A 17,289-nucleotide genomic window follows, 5' to 3' on the forward strand; every position below is an offset into this window, starting at 1 on the left:
GGATACGGAAGGTGTGGCAGATCGCCGCCAACCTCCTGAGCGCGGGTGTGACGCGACGTTGAAGATCGGCCGGAGCGTCACTCCGGCCGAAATGCTCATCTATCTCCTGTCAACGCTGCTCTCAGTGATGGCGTTCAATCAATGCCGGGCTCGAGTGTCAGGATCTGCATCGCGAACGACTCGGGCGTGACAGCATTGCCTTCCAGGTCCGTGAAATACAGGTAGACGCCTTTGCACTGCCGGCGTGTCACCGAGTTGTTGATATAACCTTCGACATAGCTCCAACCGTCGAAGCGCACGCCGCGGTCCTCTACCGACACCTGGATGATGGGATTGTCGATCAAGTACGGGAACACGAACTTCACGACGCCTGGCTGGGAGACTTCATGCGATTGCAGTGCCCCGAGACCTCGGGAGAGCCCGTCCTGGCGCCACAGGAAATGCTGCGGGATGCCGGTAATGGCGCGTTTGGTCTCGTCGCCCACCACCACGTCGGAGAGTCCCGTCAGGCCGGCAGTGCGCTGGCCGCGCACGTTCTTCGCCAGGGTGAAGCGTTCTTCCAGGCCTTCGCCCTTGTCGAACACCAACGCGCCGCTGAAGCCGTTTTCCGCGTCATCCTCGAGGCGTATTGGCCCACCGCCAGAGCGTAGCGTCATGCCCGGGCGTCCGGTGCTATTGTAGTTGGCATCGATGACAAACGGCCCCAGACCGGCATAGGGTGCGCATTCACGGAAAATGCCGGTATCGGTGATACGCACGGCTCGGCCGGTGCTATCGCGCACCACGACATCGCCGTCGTTGAGAGACACACCGCCCATCTTGCCAACGTGACTGTCCGTGGCGAACACATCTGCCCAGCCGTAGGACATGCTGTTGCTCGAGGCAAAGCAGCGCATCATCTGCTGGCTTTTCAGCGTGCGCACGCAAGGATAGCCAGCCCCATCGGCTTGAGAGGCGTTGCCGAATGGGGATTCCGTGCCATCCGGGCGGCGCTTCTCCCACCAGTTGCCCACGAAAGTGCCGTTATAGATGAGCGCGGCCACGATCGCATCGCCACTCATGTACTCGAAAATATTATCGATGAAAGACGGCCCCTTGAGGTCGCGATCATATACGACGCCATTACCGCAGTTGTTGAATTCGTTGCGGACGAAACGGGTAGTCGTCGAGACGGCGTTATTGACGTCGCGGCAGCGCAACCCCGTACCGGTCATGATGAAGCGACAGTCCACCACCGAGAAATGCACGGTGATTTCCTCGATGTCAATGGCGGTGCCAATCTGGTCAAAACGCACATTATGGAACAGGCCGTTATAGCCCCGGGCGGCGAAGGCGGTGATGCCTCGTTTCTCGCCACCGCCGTAGATGTGCAGATCGGAGATCACAGCACCCTGATTCGTGAACATCGGGCCCTCGATGTTGCCGGCAGGTCGCAGACGAGAGGCGCCACCATTGCGGTTGCGCGCCAGGCCACGCATGCTTTTGCCCTTCAGATCGACGGTCTGGGCGATGACATAATCGCCATCGGGGACGAAGACAGTGCCCACGTCAGCAGCGTCGGCCATCGCTTGAAACGCAGCCGCGCTGTTCTGCTTGCCAGAAGGATCGGCGCCATAGTCGATAACGGTTTTCAGGTCAGACATTTCATACTCCTTGGGTTGTACAGCGAGACAATGCTGGCACGGAGTCTGATGTCGTCACCATGATATGGCGGCGTGATATCGCCATATACAACGGGAATGGAAAATCCATGAAAAAACTGGCCAAACGCCCGAGCGAGACAAACCAAGGCCATGCTGTAAACGGCACGTTTATCGATGGGAAAACCGTAGGGATTTAAGGGAGGCGATATAGACTTACGAGAATGCTGTAGGGATTGGCAAGAATGCCGTATGGACTTACGAGAACACCCTATCGGCTTACGAGAACATGATGCGCGCAATCGATCCGTGGTGTGTTCGCCCTAGGTGCTGTCTGAAAAGTCGACGAGCGAAGGCAAGGCCGGGCGCGCAGCTAAGGCAAAAATCGGCGAAAACGGATCGGGCTGGCGCTCCAGACAATTTTTAACGCCGCATGGGCGAGCGCAGTACTTTTCAGACAGTGCCTAAACGAGCCAAAACGTGCGTCTTCAAAAAACAGGTGCCCGGCTAGTAGGACTAGAGATGGAAGGCCTACGGATGGCAGGTCTACGAACTCGGGGATCATGGCGGTCATCAAGATAAGAGGTAGACGGGAAAAAACCAGCCCCGGGATCGCCGGGGCCAGGGTAAAACGCGGATCACGCGGTGTCGCGGCGGGCAGCCAGTCTCAGCCGAACTGGTTCATGGTATTGTGCGTACCGCCAGCCTTGAGTGCAGCGGCGCCGGAGAAGTACTCCTTGTGATCGTCGCCGATATTGGAGCCGGCCATATCCTGATGCTTGACCGAGGCCATGCCGCGACGGATCTCCTGGCGCTGCACCCCGGCCACGTAAGCGAGCATGCCCGCTTCACCGAAATAGCCCTGGGCTAGTTCATCGGTCGAGAGCGCAGCCGTGTGGTAGGTCGGCAGTGTGATCAGATGATGGAACACACCGGCCTCCCGGGAAGCGTCGCGCTGGAAGTTCTGAACCCAGCGGTCGGCTTCAGCCGCCAGCTCGGAGTCGTCGTACTCGGCACTCATCAGTTGGGCGCGATCGTAGGCGGAGAGATCCCGGCCTTCGCTCTCCCAGCGGTCGAAGACCTGCTGGCGGAAGTTGAGCGTCCAGTTGAACGACGGCGAATTGTTGTAGACCAGCTTGGCATCCGGCACCACCGCCCGGATCCGGTCGACCATGCCGGCGATCTGGCCGATGTGCGGCTTCTCGGTCTCGATCCACAGAAGGTCCGCCCCGTTCTGCAGCGCGTTGATGCAGTCCAGCACGACCCGGTCTTCGCCGGTGTCCGAGCGGAAGCGGTAGAGGCCGTTGGCCAGCCGCAGCGGCTTGCGCAGGTCGCCGTCGAGCTTGATCACGCTATCGCCCTCGTCGAGATCGTCGGCGCTGCAGATCGGCACGGTGTAGAGGAAGCTGTTGTACTGATGGGCCAGATCGCCCGGCTCCTTGCTCACCGGCAGCTTCTGGGTCAGACCGGCGCCCAGCGAGTCGGTGCGCGCGACGATCACCCCGTCATCGACCCCCAGCTCCAGGAAGGCGTGGCGAACGGCGTTGATCTTGGCGACGAAGTCCTCGTGCGGCACGGTGACCTTGCCATCCTGATGCCCGCACTGCTTGGCATCGGAGACCTGGTTCTCGAGCTGGATGCAGCAGGCACCGGCTTCGATCATCTTCTTGGCCAGCAGGTAGGTGGCCTCCTCGTTGCCGAAACCGGCATCGATATCGGCAATGATCGGCACCACGTGGGTTTCGAAGTTATCGATCTTCTCGAGCACACCCCGCGCCGCGACCTCGTTGCCCTGCTTGCGTGCCTGATCCAGCTCACGGAAAAGGTGCGTGAGTTCCCGCGCATCGGCCTGACGCAGGAAGGTGTAGAGCTCTTCGATCAGTGCCGGCACGGCGGTCTTTTCATGCATCGACTGATCCGGCAAGGGGCCGAACTCCGAGCGCAGAGCGGCGATCATCCACCCGGAGAGGTAGAGGTAGCGCCCTTGGGTGGTGCCATGGTGCTTCTTGATCGAGATCATCTTCTGTTGACCGATGAACCCGTGCCAGCAGCCCAGGGACTGCGTGTAGCGAGACGGGTCACGGTCGTACTCGTGCATGTCTCGGCGCATGATCGAGGCGGTGTAGCGGGCGATATCCAGCCCGGTACGGAAGCGGTTCTGTGCCCGCATGCGTGCCACCGATTCGGGATTGATATTGTCCCAGCGTCCTTCCTGCTCGCGACACAATCGCTTCAATGCGTCGAGGTCACTCTGGTAGATAGACATGCTGTACTCCTTTGGGCGTCGGCTTCGTGACTATCTCTGCCGAAATCGTGACGACGAAAAACGCGCGTTTTAATTCGATCAATGCTGCGTCTAGCGTCGTTCGGCAAGGTCACTATGGAAGCTCAGCGCCCAACCCCACAATCAGTACTTCGGTGGCGTAGGGGTAAGGCTTTTACCGAAAAATGCCGGTTTCAGCGGTTTTTGTAGTCATGTATGACATATGACCCTGATCCATCCAGCGATGTGAAAATGCTTTTCAAAAAACCCGGACGACGCTGCATAAGCAGAGACGCACATTAAAACAGGCGTTTTATCATGACCTTGTGAGCACAGCGCCGGGATAACCCCGCAACGTCGAGCGACATCGATCGGCCACGGACGCGACAATACCTCTACGACCTTGGTCGAACGGGAGCTAGCCGATTTTCAAGCGTCGTGATGTTAATTTCCTACGCGGCGGCGCGATATCGCCCTGCCGGAAGCGCCTTGGTCCCCATAGCGACACCGGCATGGGTCATCTATCGACACGGGCATCGTGGGCGAATGGCGGTACTGAAGAGGGAGCAGGCGAGCGAATGGCGGTAATGGAGAGGCGGTAATGGAGAAAGAGCACCCCTCGGGCCATCGAGGGGTGCTGAAGGGCGTCAGGCGTCGGCGGTGGCGATCTCGAGCCCTTCCCGCGTGACCTCGGCGACGAGTTCCAGCTCTTCGTCACTGATCACGTAGGGCGGCATCCAGTAGATGACGTTGCCCAGCGGGCGCAGCATCACACCGCGGGAGATGGCGTGGCGGAAAACCCGCAGTCCGCGCCGCTCGCGGAAGTCGTAGGGGGTGAGGATGGATTTCTCCTTGACCATCTCGATCGCCAGCACCATCCCGGTCTGGCGTACGTCGCCGACGTGCGGGTGGTCGCGCAGCGGCTCGGCCAGGCGCCCCATCAATGCCGCCTTGTGGCGGTTGGCGGCGATCACGTCGTCCTGCTCGAAGATATCCAGGGTAGCCAAGGCCGCCGCGCAGGCGAGCGGGTTGCCGGTGTAGCTGTGGGAGTGCAGGAACGCCTTGAGCGTCTCGTAGTCGTCGTAGAAGGCGGCGTAGATCTCGTCGGTGGTCATCACCACCGAGAGCGGCAGATAGCCGCCGGTCAGCGCCTTGGAGAGACACAGGTAATCCGGGCGCACGCCGGCCTGCTCGCAGGCGAAGAGCGTCCCGGTACGGCCGAAGCCGACCGCGATCTCATCGAAGATCAGCTGCACGCCATGGCGGTCGCAGGCCTCGCGTAGCCAGGTGAGGTACTCCGGCGGGTACATACGCATGCCGCCGGCACACTGGATCAGCGGCTCGACGATCACCGCCGCCAATTCGTCGGCGTGGCGCGCCAGCGCCTTTTCCATCTCGGCGAAGCGCGCCCGGGCCTGCTCGACCCACTGTTCTCTGGGGAGCCCGAAGCCGTCCGGCGCCGGCACCTTGATCACGTCCAGCAGCAGCGAGCGGTAGGTATCGGTGTAGAGCGCCACATCTCCCACCGCCAGCGCCCCCAGGGTCTCACCGTGGTAGCCGTTGGTGATGGTGAGAAAGCGCCGCTTCTGCGGCTTTCCGACGTTGCGCCAGTAGTGGTAGCTCATCTTGAGCGCCACTTCGATCGCCGAGGAGCCGTTGTCAGCGTAGAAGCAGTGCCCCAACCCGGCGGGCGCGAGCCGCCCCAGGCGTTCGGAGAGCTCGATCACCGGCTGATGGGTGAAGCCGGAAAGAATCACGTGCTCCAGCTCGTCGAGCTGCGCCTTGATCCGCGCATTGATGCGCGGGTTGGCGTGGCCGAAGACGTTGACCCACCAGGAGCTGACGATATCGAGATAGCGCTGGCCCTCGAAATCCTCCAGCCACACCCCCTTGCCACGCCGAATCGGTATCACCGGCAGCGTTTCGTGGTCCTTCATCTGTGTGCACGGGTGCCAGAGGCTGGCCAGGTCGCGCTGCATCCAATCGCTGTTACGGTTCATGTGTCGTCTCTTGCGGAGTGAAACCTCGCCGCCCCCCGCCCGAGCCGCGGGCTCAGCTCAGGCTGCCGAGCAGCGCGTCGAGGTCGAGCAGATCGGCGGTGGTCTCGGCGTCCGGCGTCTCCAGCCAGGGCACCACGCCCAGGCAGGGAGCGCCGCCGTGCTCGCCGAGCCAGTGCGCCAGCGCATCGAGGTTCTCCTCCATGCGCGGGGTATCGGGTTCGAGAATGTTGGCGACCCAGCCGGCCACGCGCACACCGTCGCGCTGGATTGCCTCCAGCGTCAGCCGGGCGTGGTTGATCGCACCCAGGCGCACGCCGACCACCAGCACCACCGGTAGATCCAGTTCGATCACCAGATCGGAGATCGATTCACGCTCGTTGAGCGGCACCCGCCAGCCACCGGCGCCTTCGATGACGGTGAGATCGGCGCCGCGGGCGATCAGTGCGCGCATCGGCTCGGCCAGCATCGAGACGCCCAGTGCGATGCCCGCCTCACGCGCAGCGATATGCGGGGCGATCGCCGGCGCCAGGGCAACCGGGTTGACGCTGTCGTAGTCGAGCGCCGGACTGCACTCGGCCAGGATGGTGGTGGCGTCGCTGTTCCTGAGTCCTTCACGGGTCTGGTCGCAGCCGGAGGCGACCGGCTTGCCGCCGACCACGCTCAGGCCTCGACGGCGCGCGGCGGCCATCAAACCGGCGGTAATGAAGGTCTTGCCGACTTCGGTGTCGGTACCGGTGACGAATAGTGCTTGCATGGGGGCTTCCTCCGCTTCAACGCTGCATCACAACCGTAGCCACACGATAACTGATCGGGATGCCGGCCGGTCTTCGGTATTCTTCGAATGCGGCCTCGAGCCGAGCCAAACGCTCGCGCCCGGTCAGCCCACGCGGTGTGTGAGCGGAAGATCGTGTGTGAACGGAAGAAGACGTGGCGGCAGCGACCACGGTATTGGCGCCGATCGCCTTGAGCGCCTGACGCGCCGCGGCCAGGTCGGGATACCAGCAGCGCCGGGTGGTGACCTCATGCCGGCACCCGCGCCAGCCGGGGCGCGCCAAGGTGGCGGCGAGCGTCTCCTCGGGCAGGAAGCGATTGACGTGGGCGCCATCATCCACCGCGCGCCAGGCGCCCTGCCACTCGCGCAGGCTGCCGTCGCACAGGGTGGTGAAAGCGAGATAGCCACCGGGGCGCAGCACCCGCCAGGCCTCGTCGAGTGCCGCCGCCAGCGAGTCGCACCACTGCAGGGCGAGGCTGGAGGCAACCAGATCGACACTGCCCGCCGCCAGCGGCAGCCGTTCGGCCGCGCCCGCGAGCCAGCGGATCGCCAGCTCGGGATGGCTGGCACGGGCGGCCGCCAGCATACCGGAGGCCAGATCCAGCCCCAGGGTGGTGCTGGCGTAGCGCCGTGCCAACGCGGCGGTCACATAGCCGGTGCCGCAGCCGATATCCAGCACCGCCGCCGGGCGGCAGTCGGCCGGCAGCCGCGCCAGCAGCGTGTCGGCCACCTCGCGTTGCAGTCCCGCCGCAGCGTCGTAGCTACTCGCGGCGCGGGAGAAGCCGCTGGCGATACGCCGCTGGCGCGCCAGCCGGGGGATATCCATCAGCTCACTCATGGCCGGCTCCCCACATCGGCGTGTTCGACGCGATTCGAGGTGATGAAGGCCACCAGTCGCGCGGCGACCTCGCTGGCCCGCTCCAGTGGAAAGGCGTGGCCCGCCGCCGCGATCCGCTCGGCACGTCCGGCGGCCGGCAGGCAGTCGGTGACGGCCTCGCAGGCGCCACCGGGCACCAGCGCGTCGTCAGCGGCGAACAGGTGCAGCTGGGCCGCGCTCAGCAGCCCCAGCGTCTCGCGCAGGTCCAGGGTCTCGAGCAGCGCAAGCCCTGCCAACGCCTGCTCCTGGGGCGTGTCCGCACAGGCGACGCAGAGCTCGCGGGCCAGGCGACTACCTGCCGGCCGCTGCGGTGCCTTCCCCTGCTGGGCGACCAGCTGGGCAAAACGCTCGAGGGTACGCGCCGGCGCGCGCTGAAACCCCTGGCGGAAGGCCGCGAAGGTTTCCGCCGCCATCGCTGCAGGCCAGCCCTGCCTCGCCACGAAGCTGGCATTGGCAGCGAAAGTGGTCAGACCGGGGGTCCGTTGACCGCGCCGAGCCGCCAGCGCAGTGGCGAGCATGCCCCCCAGTGACCAGCCACACAGCCAGGCGCCGTCAGGCAGCTCACGGTCGAGCGCTGCAAGCCAGGCATCGACGTCGTGGCAGGCCAGCCGCCCGCCCTCGGGGGATGTGAGCGCGGCGTAGTCGAGCAGCGTGATCTCCCAGCCGGGCAGATCCTGGCGTAGTGCGTTCGCCAGCGGCTCGAGCGGCGTCACCCCAAGGGCCCAACCGGGCAGAATCACTAATTGCCGTGAGTCGTGCCGGCCGGGTACTGGCAAGTCGGTCCGGCCCGGGTCAGCCGGGTACGCATCAGCGAGATGTCGGTCAGACAACTGGCGAGCGGCGGACGTCATGCCGGCGCCCTCTGCGGCATCACCGCCCCGCCCTGCCCGATGACCTGGCGCGCAGCGTCGTAGAGCGCCTCGCCCAGGCGGTCGATATCGGCCAGCGCGTGGGCCGAACTCAGGGTGATGCGCAGGCGCGCACTACCCACCGGTACCGTCGGCGGGCGGATCGCGCTGCACCAGATGCCACGTGCTTCCAGCGCCTGGGCCAACGCCAGCGCCGTGGCCTCGTTGGTCCCCTCGCCGTGCTGCATGATCTGCAGCGGCTGGATCGGCGTCGTCGAGGGCAGCGGTGAGAGACCGACCTCCGCCAGGCCCGCACTGTGCTGGCGAAAGCGCGTGATCAGCGCTTGCAGGTGGGCGCGACGCTCCGGCTCGTCGCGCACGATATCCAAGCTGGTCAAGGTGGCCCAGGCCAGCGCCGGCGACAGGCTGGTGGTGTAGACATAGGGTCGGGCGAACTGAATCAGCGCTTCGATCAGGGTCTCGCTACCGGCGACGAAGGCACCGTGCGTGCCCAGCGCCTTGCCCAGGGTGCCGACCAGGATCGGCACCCGCCCCGGCGTCAGCCCCTGAGCTTCACGGGTCCCCGCCCCGTGCTCACCGAGCACGCCGAGGCCGTGGGCGTCGTCGACCATCAGCCAGGCGTCGTGGCGCTCGCAGTGGGTCGCCAGCGCGTTCAGGTCGGCGCAGTCGCCGTCCATGCTGAAGACGCCGTCGCTGATCACCAGCCGGCGGCGCTCGCTGCCGAGCGCCGAAAGACGCGCTTCGCAGGCCGCGGTATCGCCATGCGCAAAGCGTTCGAGCCGGGCGCCGGCGAGGCGCGTGCCGTCGAGCAGCGAGGCGTGGTTCAAGCGGTCATGCAGCGCGACATCGCCACGCCCCAGCAGCGCCGAGATCACGCCGAGATTGGCCTGATAGCCGCTGGAGAAGAGCAGCGCCCGCTCGCAGCCGGTCCAGGCCGCCAGCCGTCGCTCCAGCGCTTCGTGCGCTTCGCTGTGGCCACATACCAGATGCGAAGCACCGCCGCCGACGCCGAAGCGCCGAGCGCCCGCGGCGAGCGCTTCGGCCAAGCGCGGGTCGCCGGCCAGTCCCAGATAATCGTTGCTGCAGACATTGAGCCAGTCGCGGCCGTCGCGGCGAACCCGCGGGCCCACACCATCGGTGGTGTGGCGCTGTCGATAGCGCACCCGCGCGCGCTGCTCGGCCAGACGCGGCGCCAGCGCCGCATCGAGCGAATCCACGCCGCGCATCAGACGTCCGCGACCGCGCCGCGGGTGGCACGCCGGGGCGCGCTGGCATCCGTGGTCAACGCCTCCAGCCGGGCGCTGGCGATCCGCGCCTGCAACGCCGCTTCCTGGGTGGCGTCGTCGGCCTCTTCGCGCTGCTCGGGGTGAAGCCCGAGCCGGTCGAACAGCTGCTTGTCATGGCTCGCCTGCGGATTCTGGGCGGTGAGCAGGCGCTCGCCGTAGAAGATCGAGTTGGCGCCGGCGAAGAACGCCATCGCCTGGGTCTCGTCGCTCATCAGCTCGCGCCCCGCCGCCAGACGCACGTGGGAGCGCGGCATCAGAATGCGCGCTACCGCGATGGTGCGGATGAAATCGAGCGGGTCGAGATCCTCGACGTGCTCCAGCGGCGTGCCCTGAATGCGGATCAGCATGTTGATCGGCACGCTCTCCGGGTGGGTGGGCAGATTGGCCAGCTGTTGCAGCAGGCCGGCGCGGTCATTGACGCTCTCGCCCATGCCGAGGATGCCGCCGCTGCAGATCTTCATCCCCGCCTGACGCACGTGATCCAGGGTTTCCAGACGATCGGCATAGGTGCGGGTGGTGATGATCTCGCCGTAGTACTCCGGCGAGGTGTCCAGGTTGTGGTTGTAGTAGTCGAGGCCGGCGTCGTTGAGCTGTTCGGCCTGCTCGCGGCTGAGCATGCCGAGGGTCATGCAGGTCTCCAGCCCCAGGGCACGCACGCCCTTGACCATCTCCAAGACGTAGGGCATGTCCTTGGCGCTGGGATGCTTCCATGCTGCGCCCATGCAGAAGCGGCTGGCGCCGACCTCTTTGGCGCGGCGCGCCTGTTCCAGCACCGCCTCGACCTGAAGCAGCTTCTCGCGCTCGAGCCCGGTGTTGTAGTGGCCGGACTGCGGGCAGTACTTGCAGTCCTCGGGGCAGGCGCCGGTCTTGATCGAGAGCAGCGTGGAGATCTGTACCGCGTTGGGGTCGAAGTGCTCACGGTGCACGCTCTGCGCCCGGAACAGCAGGTCGTTGAACGGCAGCGCCAGCAGCGCCTCGATCTCACCGCGCTGCCAGTCGTGGCGGGTCGCGGGGGCCGCAGACGCAGTGCGGGAATCTGGGGTGGCGGTCATCTTTGTCAACTCATCTATGCCTCACGGGTTGACCAGATGGTGCCATGGGGATTGGTCAACCTCAAGCCAAAGACAAGTTTACAGCCCCCCCCCCTTTCGTGATCGGGGCTTGCGCCCGCAGGTACCCTTCGCCTTATCGACGCCTGGGGGTGGCTGGCGTCAGCGCTGCCACAGCACCCGCGGCTCTTCCAATGGCAGCGCCGCGGCGGCGTGCCAGGGCCTGACCCGGATGGTGTAGTCCGCGGCCGGGCGAGCGGTCTCGATCTCGGCGACGAACTCGCAGGCAACCGGTGTCGCCCCGGGCGTGGCGTGCATCTCGTGGCAGGCGGCCGGCTGGTCAGCGCCGGCTTCGGCGTAGAGTTCGACCCGCACATCCTCGGGGGTGAGACCGCCCAGATGCAGCCAGGCCTGGAAACGGTGGCCACCCGCATGGGTGTCGACATGGCTGGCGCCGAAGCGTAGCGCCGGCCAGGCCTGATCGATGGCGTGGTGCCAGGCGGCGATCTCGCGCCCCAATGCCCCGGCGTTGGCGGCGCGCTGCCGGTAGGCCTCCGCCGCCGGGCGGTAGTAGTGCTGGTAGTAGTCGCGCAGGGTGCGGCTGACCGAGAAGCGCGGGGTCAGGCTGCTCATGCTGGCGCGCATGCGCTCGACCCAGGCCTGGGGAATGCCCTGCTCGTCGCGCTCGAAGAAGGTCGGTACGATCGCCTGTTCGAGCAGGTCGTAGAGCGCCAGGGCCTGGGTCGCATCCCAGCCGGGGTCGTCGCCGTGCTCCTGCTCGTCGCCCAGTGCCCAGCCGACCTCCGGGCGGTAGGCCTCGACCCACCAGCCGTCGAGTTCGGAGAGGTTGAGCCCGCCGTTGACCAGGATCTTCATGCCGCTGGTACCGCACGCTTCCCACGGCCGGCGCGGGGTGTTGATCCACACGTCCACTCCGCGTACCAGCTCCTGGGTCAGGCGCATGTCGTAGTCGGCGAGGAAGATGACCCGGCCGCGCACGTCGTCGCGGCGCGAGAACGCCACCCACTGCTGGATCATCGCCTGCCCTTCGCGATCCGCCGGGTGGGCCTTTCCGGCCACCAGTAGCTGTACCGGCCGCGCCGGGTCGGCGAGCAGGCGCGCCAGCCGCTCGGGGTCGTGCAGCAGCAGGTTGGGCCGCTTGTAGGTGGCGAAACGCCGGGCGAAGCCCAGCGTCAGCGCATTGGGGTCGAGCACGTGGCGCGCCCGCTCGGTGATCTCGGCGCCGCCGCCGGAGACCGCCACCTGGCGCGCCAGCAGCTCGCGGGCGTAGCTCACCAGCTGGGCGCTGGAGGTCTTGCGCAGTTGCCACAGCCGCGCTGCGGGGACCTTGGCCATGGCGCTGCTGAGTTCGCCCTCGCCGGCCAGCCAGTGGGGCTGGCCGCAGAAATGGGTCCACAGCGCCTCCGCCGCCGGCGAGGCCCAGGTCGGCATGTGCACCCCGTTGGTGACGTGGCCGATCGGCACCTCGGCGGCCGGCCAGCGCGCGAACAGCGGGCGGAAGATCTCCCGCGAAACCTGCTCGTGGAGCAGGCTCACGGCGTTGACCGCATGGCATCCGCGGCAGGCCAGATAGGCCATGTTGAAGCGCTCGCTGGTGTCCTGGGGGTTGCTGCGCCCCAGTGCCAGCAGCGCCTCGATGCCGATGCCCAGGCGCTGCTCGGCGTAGGCCTCGAGATAGCGCACGATCAGGTTGGGCGAAAAACGGTCGAACCCCGCCTCCACCGCGGTGTGGGTGGTGAACAGATTACCCGCACGGGTGATGGCGAAGGCGACCTCGAACGGCTCGCCGGTGCGCTCCATGCGTGCCCGCGCGCGCTCCAACACCACCAGCGCGGCGTGGCCTTCGTTGAGATGGCACACCTGCGGCGTGATACCCAGCCGCTCCAGCAGCTGCCAGCCACCGATCCCCAGCAGCATCTCCTGGCGCAAACGCATCTCCTCGTCACCGCCGTAGAGCTCGCTGGTGATACCGCGATAGGCGGGATAGTTGGCGATGTCGTTGCTGTCGAGCAGATAGAGCTTGGTGTTGCCCACCCGTGCTTCCCACACCTGCAGCCAGATCGCGTAGCCCGGCAGCGCGACTTCGATGCGCAGCCACTCGCCGTCGGCGGTGCGTACCGGCGAGATCGGCAGCTGGCCCGGGTCGTTGTAGGGATAGAGCGCCTGCTGGCGGCCCTGGGCATCCAGCGTCTGGCGGAAGTAACCGCGCTGATAGAGCAGCCCGACGCCGACCACCGGCAGGTGAAAATCGCTGGCCGCCTTGAGCTGATCGCCGGCGACGTTGCCGAGCCCACCGGAGTAGATCGGCAGCGCCTCGCTGAGCATGAACTCCATGCTGAAGTAGGCAATGGTGAAGGGGTCGCCGTCACTACCCAGGGGCGAAGCGGCGTGATGGGTCGCCTGGCGGTGGCGCGCTTCGATCAGGGCATCCAGTTGCTGGGCATTCTCGGCGTTGGAGAGAAAGGTGCGCAGGCGTTCGAGCGAGACCGCCTGGAGCACCGCCCAGGGGTTGTGGGTCAGCTCCCACAGCCGCCGGTCCAGCGCGCGCCAGATCCAGTCGGTCTCCTGGTGCCAGGTACAGCTCAGGTCGAGGGCCAGTTCGGCCAGATGGGCGTAGCCGGGCACGCCGCGCGCAGCGGCATCATCACGGGAGGACATCGCATTACCTCGTGGCAGGCATTGACGAAAAACGCGCGCACCCGGCGGCGGCTGGAGCGGGCGCCAGGGCCAGCATATACCCAAAGCGCCACGACTCGGAACGCCCCGTCTCACGCCTCAGATCGCACGCTTCAGGCCCTTGCGGCTGGCGATGGCCATTCGACCTGCATCCAAGCGAGATCGATGGCACTATCCGCCGCGCCATTTCGATACGCGTCGCAGCTGTTCTGTGGAGTGACGCACCTGAAACAGTCGTCGCGGCGTTCGCGCTTACGATGATCCGATACCAACCACAATCGAGCGATGCACCATGACCTACACCGTCGCCATCGTCCTGAGCCTCGTCGGCTATTTTGCGATCGGCCACTGGGCCGGGCGCCGCGTCAAGCATCTCGACGACTATCTCGTCGCCGGACGCAACGCGCCTACCTTCCTGATCCTCGGCACCCTGGTGGCGAGCTATCTCAGCACCAGCGCCTTTCTCGGCGAGACCGGCTTCGCCTATGCCGGCTACCCTTTCGTGATGCTGCTGTTCGCCGCCATCAGTACCTCGGGCTGTCTGCTGGGGGCGCTGGCCTTCGGACGCTATCTGCGCCGCAGTGAAGCGCTCACGGTGCCGGAGTTCTTCGGCAAGCGCTTCGCCTCGCGCCGGGTGCAGCGTATCGCCGGCCTGACCACGGTAGTCGGCCTCGGCGCCTATCTGCTCGGCGTCATGCAGGGCGCGGGGATCATGTTCGAGGAGCTGACCGGGCTGCCCTACTGGGTCGGCCTGCTGCTGGTGTGGCTCACCTTCACCGGCTTTATCCTCTACTCGGGCTCGCCCGGCGTGGTGCTCACCGACACCGTGATGTTCGTGATCTTCTCGCTGGCCGCGGTCGGCGGCTCGCTCTACATCATCACCGACCTGGGCGGCTGGCAGGGGGTGATCGGCGGGCTGCTGGCGCAGACCGACAAACCGGGCATCGCGCTGTGGCACGGCATGCTCCAGGGCGAGGACGCCGCCTTCGCCACCCCCGGTGAAGCGGCCACCTGGGGCATCACCCTGGGGTTGGTGTGGGCCGCGGTGCTGGCCGCCAGCCCGTGGCAGTCCAGCCGCTACCTGATGGCGCGCAACGAGCACGTAGTGATGCGCTCGGCGATGCTCACCGCGGTGGCGCTGGCGATCTTCTATGCGCTGATGATGCTCACTGGCGCGGCGATCAATCTCTACACGCCGACGCTCGATGCCGAGCGATCGATGGTCTGGGCCGCGCTCAACGTGCTGCCGATGTGGCTGGGCATGATCATCCTGACCGGCGTATTCGCCGCCGGCCTCTCCTCCTGCTCGACCTTTCTCTCGATCATCGGCTTCAGCATCGCCAACGATATTCTCCCCGCCTCGCGCAGCGGCACCGCCGCCATGCGCACCAGCCGTATCGCGGTACTGATCTCGGGGCTGGTGACCTTGGTGCTGGCGCTGTTCCAGCCGCCGGCGGTGATGGCGGTGGTGTGGTTCGCGGCCACTCTGTTCGCTTCATCCTGGGGGCCGGTGGCGCTGATGAGTATCTGGAGCCGGCGTATCACCGCCGCCGGCGCGGGCTGGGGGCTGAGCGTCGGCTTCCTCGGTAACCTGCTGCTCTCGCTGGCGCTACAGGCTGAGTGGTTCACGCTGCCGGTCTATCTGCACCCGGTGGCCGTGAGCACCGTGGCTGCCGTGGTCGCGATCGTGATCGCCTCGCGCCTGACCCAGGTCAGCGACGCCGAGCGGGCATATCTGGCCAGCCTGCATCGCCCGCGCGAGACCCCATCGCCGGCCACCGAGAAAGGGACCCGCGGTATCGCCATCGTGACCATGCTGGCCGGGGTGGCGATCGGCGCCTTCCTGTGGTTCCAGTACGCCGACACCCTCGCCGGCTATGCCGCCGACTACGGCCTCTCGCGCCCGGCGACGCTGGGTGCCTATGCGCTGGCGCTGGGCTGTGGCGCCATGCTGCTGGTGGCCGGTGCGGTGGGGTATCGGGTCGCCGGGGTGCGCGGCAGCGCGCGGCTGGCCGCCCACCCGGGGAACGCCTAGCCAAACAGGCGCTGCCCGCAGGCGCCAGGGAGAGCGCAGACACCCGGCCACGGCGGCCGGGTGTATCGATCAGGGAGAGCAGGGAGAGAGCGCATGATGACTTGGTCACCCCAGGGCCACGCGCGCGGCGTGGCCCTGGCCTTCGGCGGCATTGTGGTACTCAGCTTCGACAGCCTGCTGGTACGCCTGGCCGACAGCGATGGCTGGAACATAGCGTTCTGGCGCGGCGCCCTGATGGCGCTGGTGGTGGGGCTTTGCTACTGCCAGCGCCGGCGCCTGGCCACGCTCAACGCCCATCGCGGTGCGGCGCTGGTCTCCTCGGCGCTGCTCGCCGCCATTTCGGTGCTATTCGTGATGGCGGTGGTGCATACGCGGGTGGCCAACGTGGTGGTGATTCTGAGCACGGCCCCGCTGTTCGCGGCGATCCTGACGCGCTGCGTGCTGCGCGAGCCGGTGGCGACACGCACCTGGCTGGCGATCGGACTGGCGATGCTGGGGCTGCTGGTGGTGTTCGCAGGCTCTCTCAGCGGCGACGGCCTGTTGGGCGACCTCTATGCGCTCGCCTCAGCCCTGGCAGTGGGCGCCAACCTGACCCTGCTACGCCGCTACCCGACCCTCGATCGGCTGCCGCTGATTGCCGGCGGCGGCGTGCTCACCGCCCTCGTCGCCTGGCCAATGGCGACGCCGCTGGCGCTGGGTACTCAGAGCTATGCCGTACTCGGTGTCATGGGGCTGCTGCAGATGCCGCTGGCCACGGCGCTGATCAACACCGCCACCCGCTACCTGCCCTCCGCCGAGGTGGCGCTGTTCTATCTGGTCGAGGCGATCCTCGGCACCCTCTGGGTCTGGTGGCTGCTGGGCGAGGATCCGCCCAGTGCCACGCTCTACGGCGGCACGCTGACCATCCTCACGCTGATGGCCAACGCCTGGCTGGGCATGCGCGCCCGGCCCGGCCGTTGATCTCGACGTCATAGCGCCCGGCGAACGGCCAGACGCGCCAGCTGCGCCACCATCCACGGGCTGAACACGCAGGGCGTAGCGGCCTGGGCGGCGATCAGCTCCTTCGCCGAGACCCACTGCCACGCCATCACCTCATCGGGGTTGGGCGTCAGCGAGGAGCGGGCACGGGCGCGGAACACCGGGCAATACTCGTTCTCGACCACTCCGCTGTCGTCACGGGCGTGGTAGCGAAACTCGCTATCCAGCAGTGTGATCTCCGTCAGCGCCACCCCCAGCTCGACATCGGCACGTCTGGCCACCGCGGCCTCCAGCGCCTCGCCGGGCAGTGGATGCCCGCAGAAGGCGTTGGACCAGACGCCAGGCCAGGCGCGCTTGGTCAGCGCCCGACGGGTGATCAGCACCCGCCCGTCGTCATCGAGCAGATAGCAGGAGAAACCCAGATGCAGTGGCGTCTCGGCGTCATGCACGAGTGCCTTGTCGCGCCTGCCGATGGGGCGGTGCGCTTCGTCCAGCAGTACGACCTCTTCGACAGGCATTGAATGCTCCTGCACGGCAATCACTGTGACTCATTCACCCTATCGCGAGCGCTGGCGTCCAGTCTGTGACGCTCGCGGATCAAAATGAAGAACCAAAAAAAAGAGCCTGACGTGAACATCAGAACTCTTGAGGTCAGCTATGCCAAACGTGCTGTCGTCTACGGTCTTCGCGTCCGTAAGTCCCTGGCCACAGCCCTCCCGGCTGCACTCCTTGCGATCACCCCTGTCCTTGGGGATGACTCCACGGTACGCCCTATTCGAAACGATAGATAGCGCAAAGCTAATTATATTTTGATGACACGAAA

The 17,289-nt window shown here is 66.2% G+C and carries 12 protein-coding genes; 2 read left to right on the plus strand and 10 right to left on the minus strand.

The window, feature by feature from the left end; translation table 11 throughout:
• Nucleotides 1-134 precede the first annotated feature (134 nt).
• The 9 genes from ABV408_RS11300 to glgP all read right to left on the minus strand — a co-directional run bounded on the left by ABV408_RS11300 (nt 135) and on the right by glgP (nt 13,435).
• Complete coding sequence (locus tag ABV408_RS11300) at nt 135-1,643, minus strand: hypothetical protein (protein WP_353979053.1); 1,509 nt, start codon at nt 1,641-1,643, stop codon at nt 135-137.
• A gap of 664 nt (nt 1,644-2,307) precedes the next feature.
• On the minus strand, nt 2,308-3,906 hold the full coding sequence (locus ABV408_RS11305) for an isocitrate lyase (RefSeq protein WP_353979054.1): 1,599 nt from the start codon (nt 3,904-3,906) through the stop codon (nt 2,308-2,310).
• Between the two features lie 644 nt (nt 3,907-4,550).
• Nucleotides 4,551-5,903 carry an adenosylmethionine--8-amino-7-oxononanoate transaminase gene (locus tag ABV408_RS11310; protein ID WP_353979055.1) on the minus strand — a complete coding sequence of 451 codons (1,353 nt, stop codon included), beginning with the start codon at nt 5,901-5,903 and terminating at the stop codon, nt 4,551-4,553.
• Nucleotides 5,904-5,955: 52 nt separating this feature from the next.
• The gene (gene bioD / locus ABV408_RS11315; protein WP_353979056.1) at nt 5,956-6,657 is read right to left on the minus strand and encodes a dethiobiotin synthase; all 702 of its coding nucleotides are present in this window, start codon (nt 6,655-6,657) and stop codon (nt 5,956-5,958) included.
• Nucleotides 6,658-6,673: 16 nt separating this feature from the next.
• Nucleotides 6,674-7,513 carry a malonyl-ACP O-methyltransferase BioC gene (gene bioC, locus ABV408_RS11320; protein ID WP_353979057.1) on the minus strand — a complete coding sequence of 280 codons (840 nt, stop codon included), beginning with the start codon at nt 7,511-7,513 and terminating at the stop codon, nt 6,674-6,676.
• Nucleotides 7,510-8,403: an alpha/beta fold hydrolase gene (locus ABV408_RS11325; RefSeq protein ID WP_353979058.1), complete on the minus strand. Its 894-nt coding sequence runs from the start codon at nt 8,401-8,403 to the stop codon at nt 7,510-7,512. The genes bioC and ABV408_RS11325 overlap by 4 nt, the downstream gene beginning before the upstream one ends.
• Nucleotides 8,400-9,647, minus strand: coding sequence for an 8-amino-7-oxononanoate synthase (gene bioF, locus ABV408_RS11330; RefSeq protein ID WP_353979059.1), 1,248 nt, complete (start codon nt 9,645-9,647; stop codon nt 8,400-8,402). Before bioF ends, ABV408_RS11325 begins: the two co-directional genes overlap by 4 nt.
• Nucleotides 9,647-10,759 (minus strand): biotin synthase BioB, encoded by a 1,113-nt coding sequence (gene bioB / locus ABV408_RS11335; protein WP_353979060.1) that lies wholly within the window; start codon nt 10,757-10,759, stop codon nt 9,647-9,649. The genes bioF and bioB overlap by 1 nt, the downstream gene beginning before the upstream one ends.
• A 159-nt stretch (nt 10,760-10,918) precedes the next feature.
• Entirely contained in the window at nt 10,919-13,435 is a 2,517-nt protein-coding gene (gene glgP / locus ABV408_RS11340) for an alpha-glucan family phosphorylase (RefSeq protein WP_353979061.1), read from the minus strand.
• Between the two features lie 310 nt (nt 13,436-13,745).
• On the opposite strand from glgP, the gene ABV408_RS11345 reads away from it, so the two are divergent.
• Both ABV408_RS11345 and ABV408_RS11350 read left to right on the plus strand, forming a co-directional pair.
• Nucleotides 13,746-15,488 carry a sodium:solute symporter family protein gene (locus ABV408_RS11345; protein WP_353979062.1) on the plus strand — a complete coding sequence of 581 codons (1,743 nt, stop codon included), beginning with the start codon at nt 13,746-13,748 and terminating at the stop codon, nt 15,486-15,488.
• A gap of 93 nt (nt 15,489-15,581) precedes the next feature.
• On the plus strand, nt 15,582-16,448 hold the full coding sequence (locus ABV408_RS11350) for a DMT family transporter (RefSeq protein ID WP_353979063.1): 867 nt from the start codon (nt 15,582-15,584) through the stop codon (nt 16,446-16,448).
• 8 nt (nt 16,449-16,456) lie between these two features.
• Here ABV408_RS11350 and idi read toward each other — a convergent pair whose 3' ends face one another.
• Nucleotides 16,457-16,984 carry an isopentenyl-diphosphate Delta-isomerase gene (gene idi / locus ABV408_RS11355; protein ID WP_353979064.1) on the minus strand — a complete coding sequence of 176 codons (528 nt, stop codon included), beginning with the start codon at nt 16,982-16,984 and terminating at the stop codon, nt 16,457-16,459.
• Between the last annotated feature and the right edge of the window lie 305 nt (nt 16,985-17,289).

Source organism: Salinicola endophyticus (assembly GCF_040536835.1).
Classification (GTDB): Bacteria; Pseudomonadota; Gammaproteobacteria; order Pseudomonadales; family Halomonadaceae; genus Salinicola; species Salinicola endophyticus_A.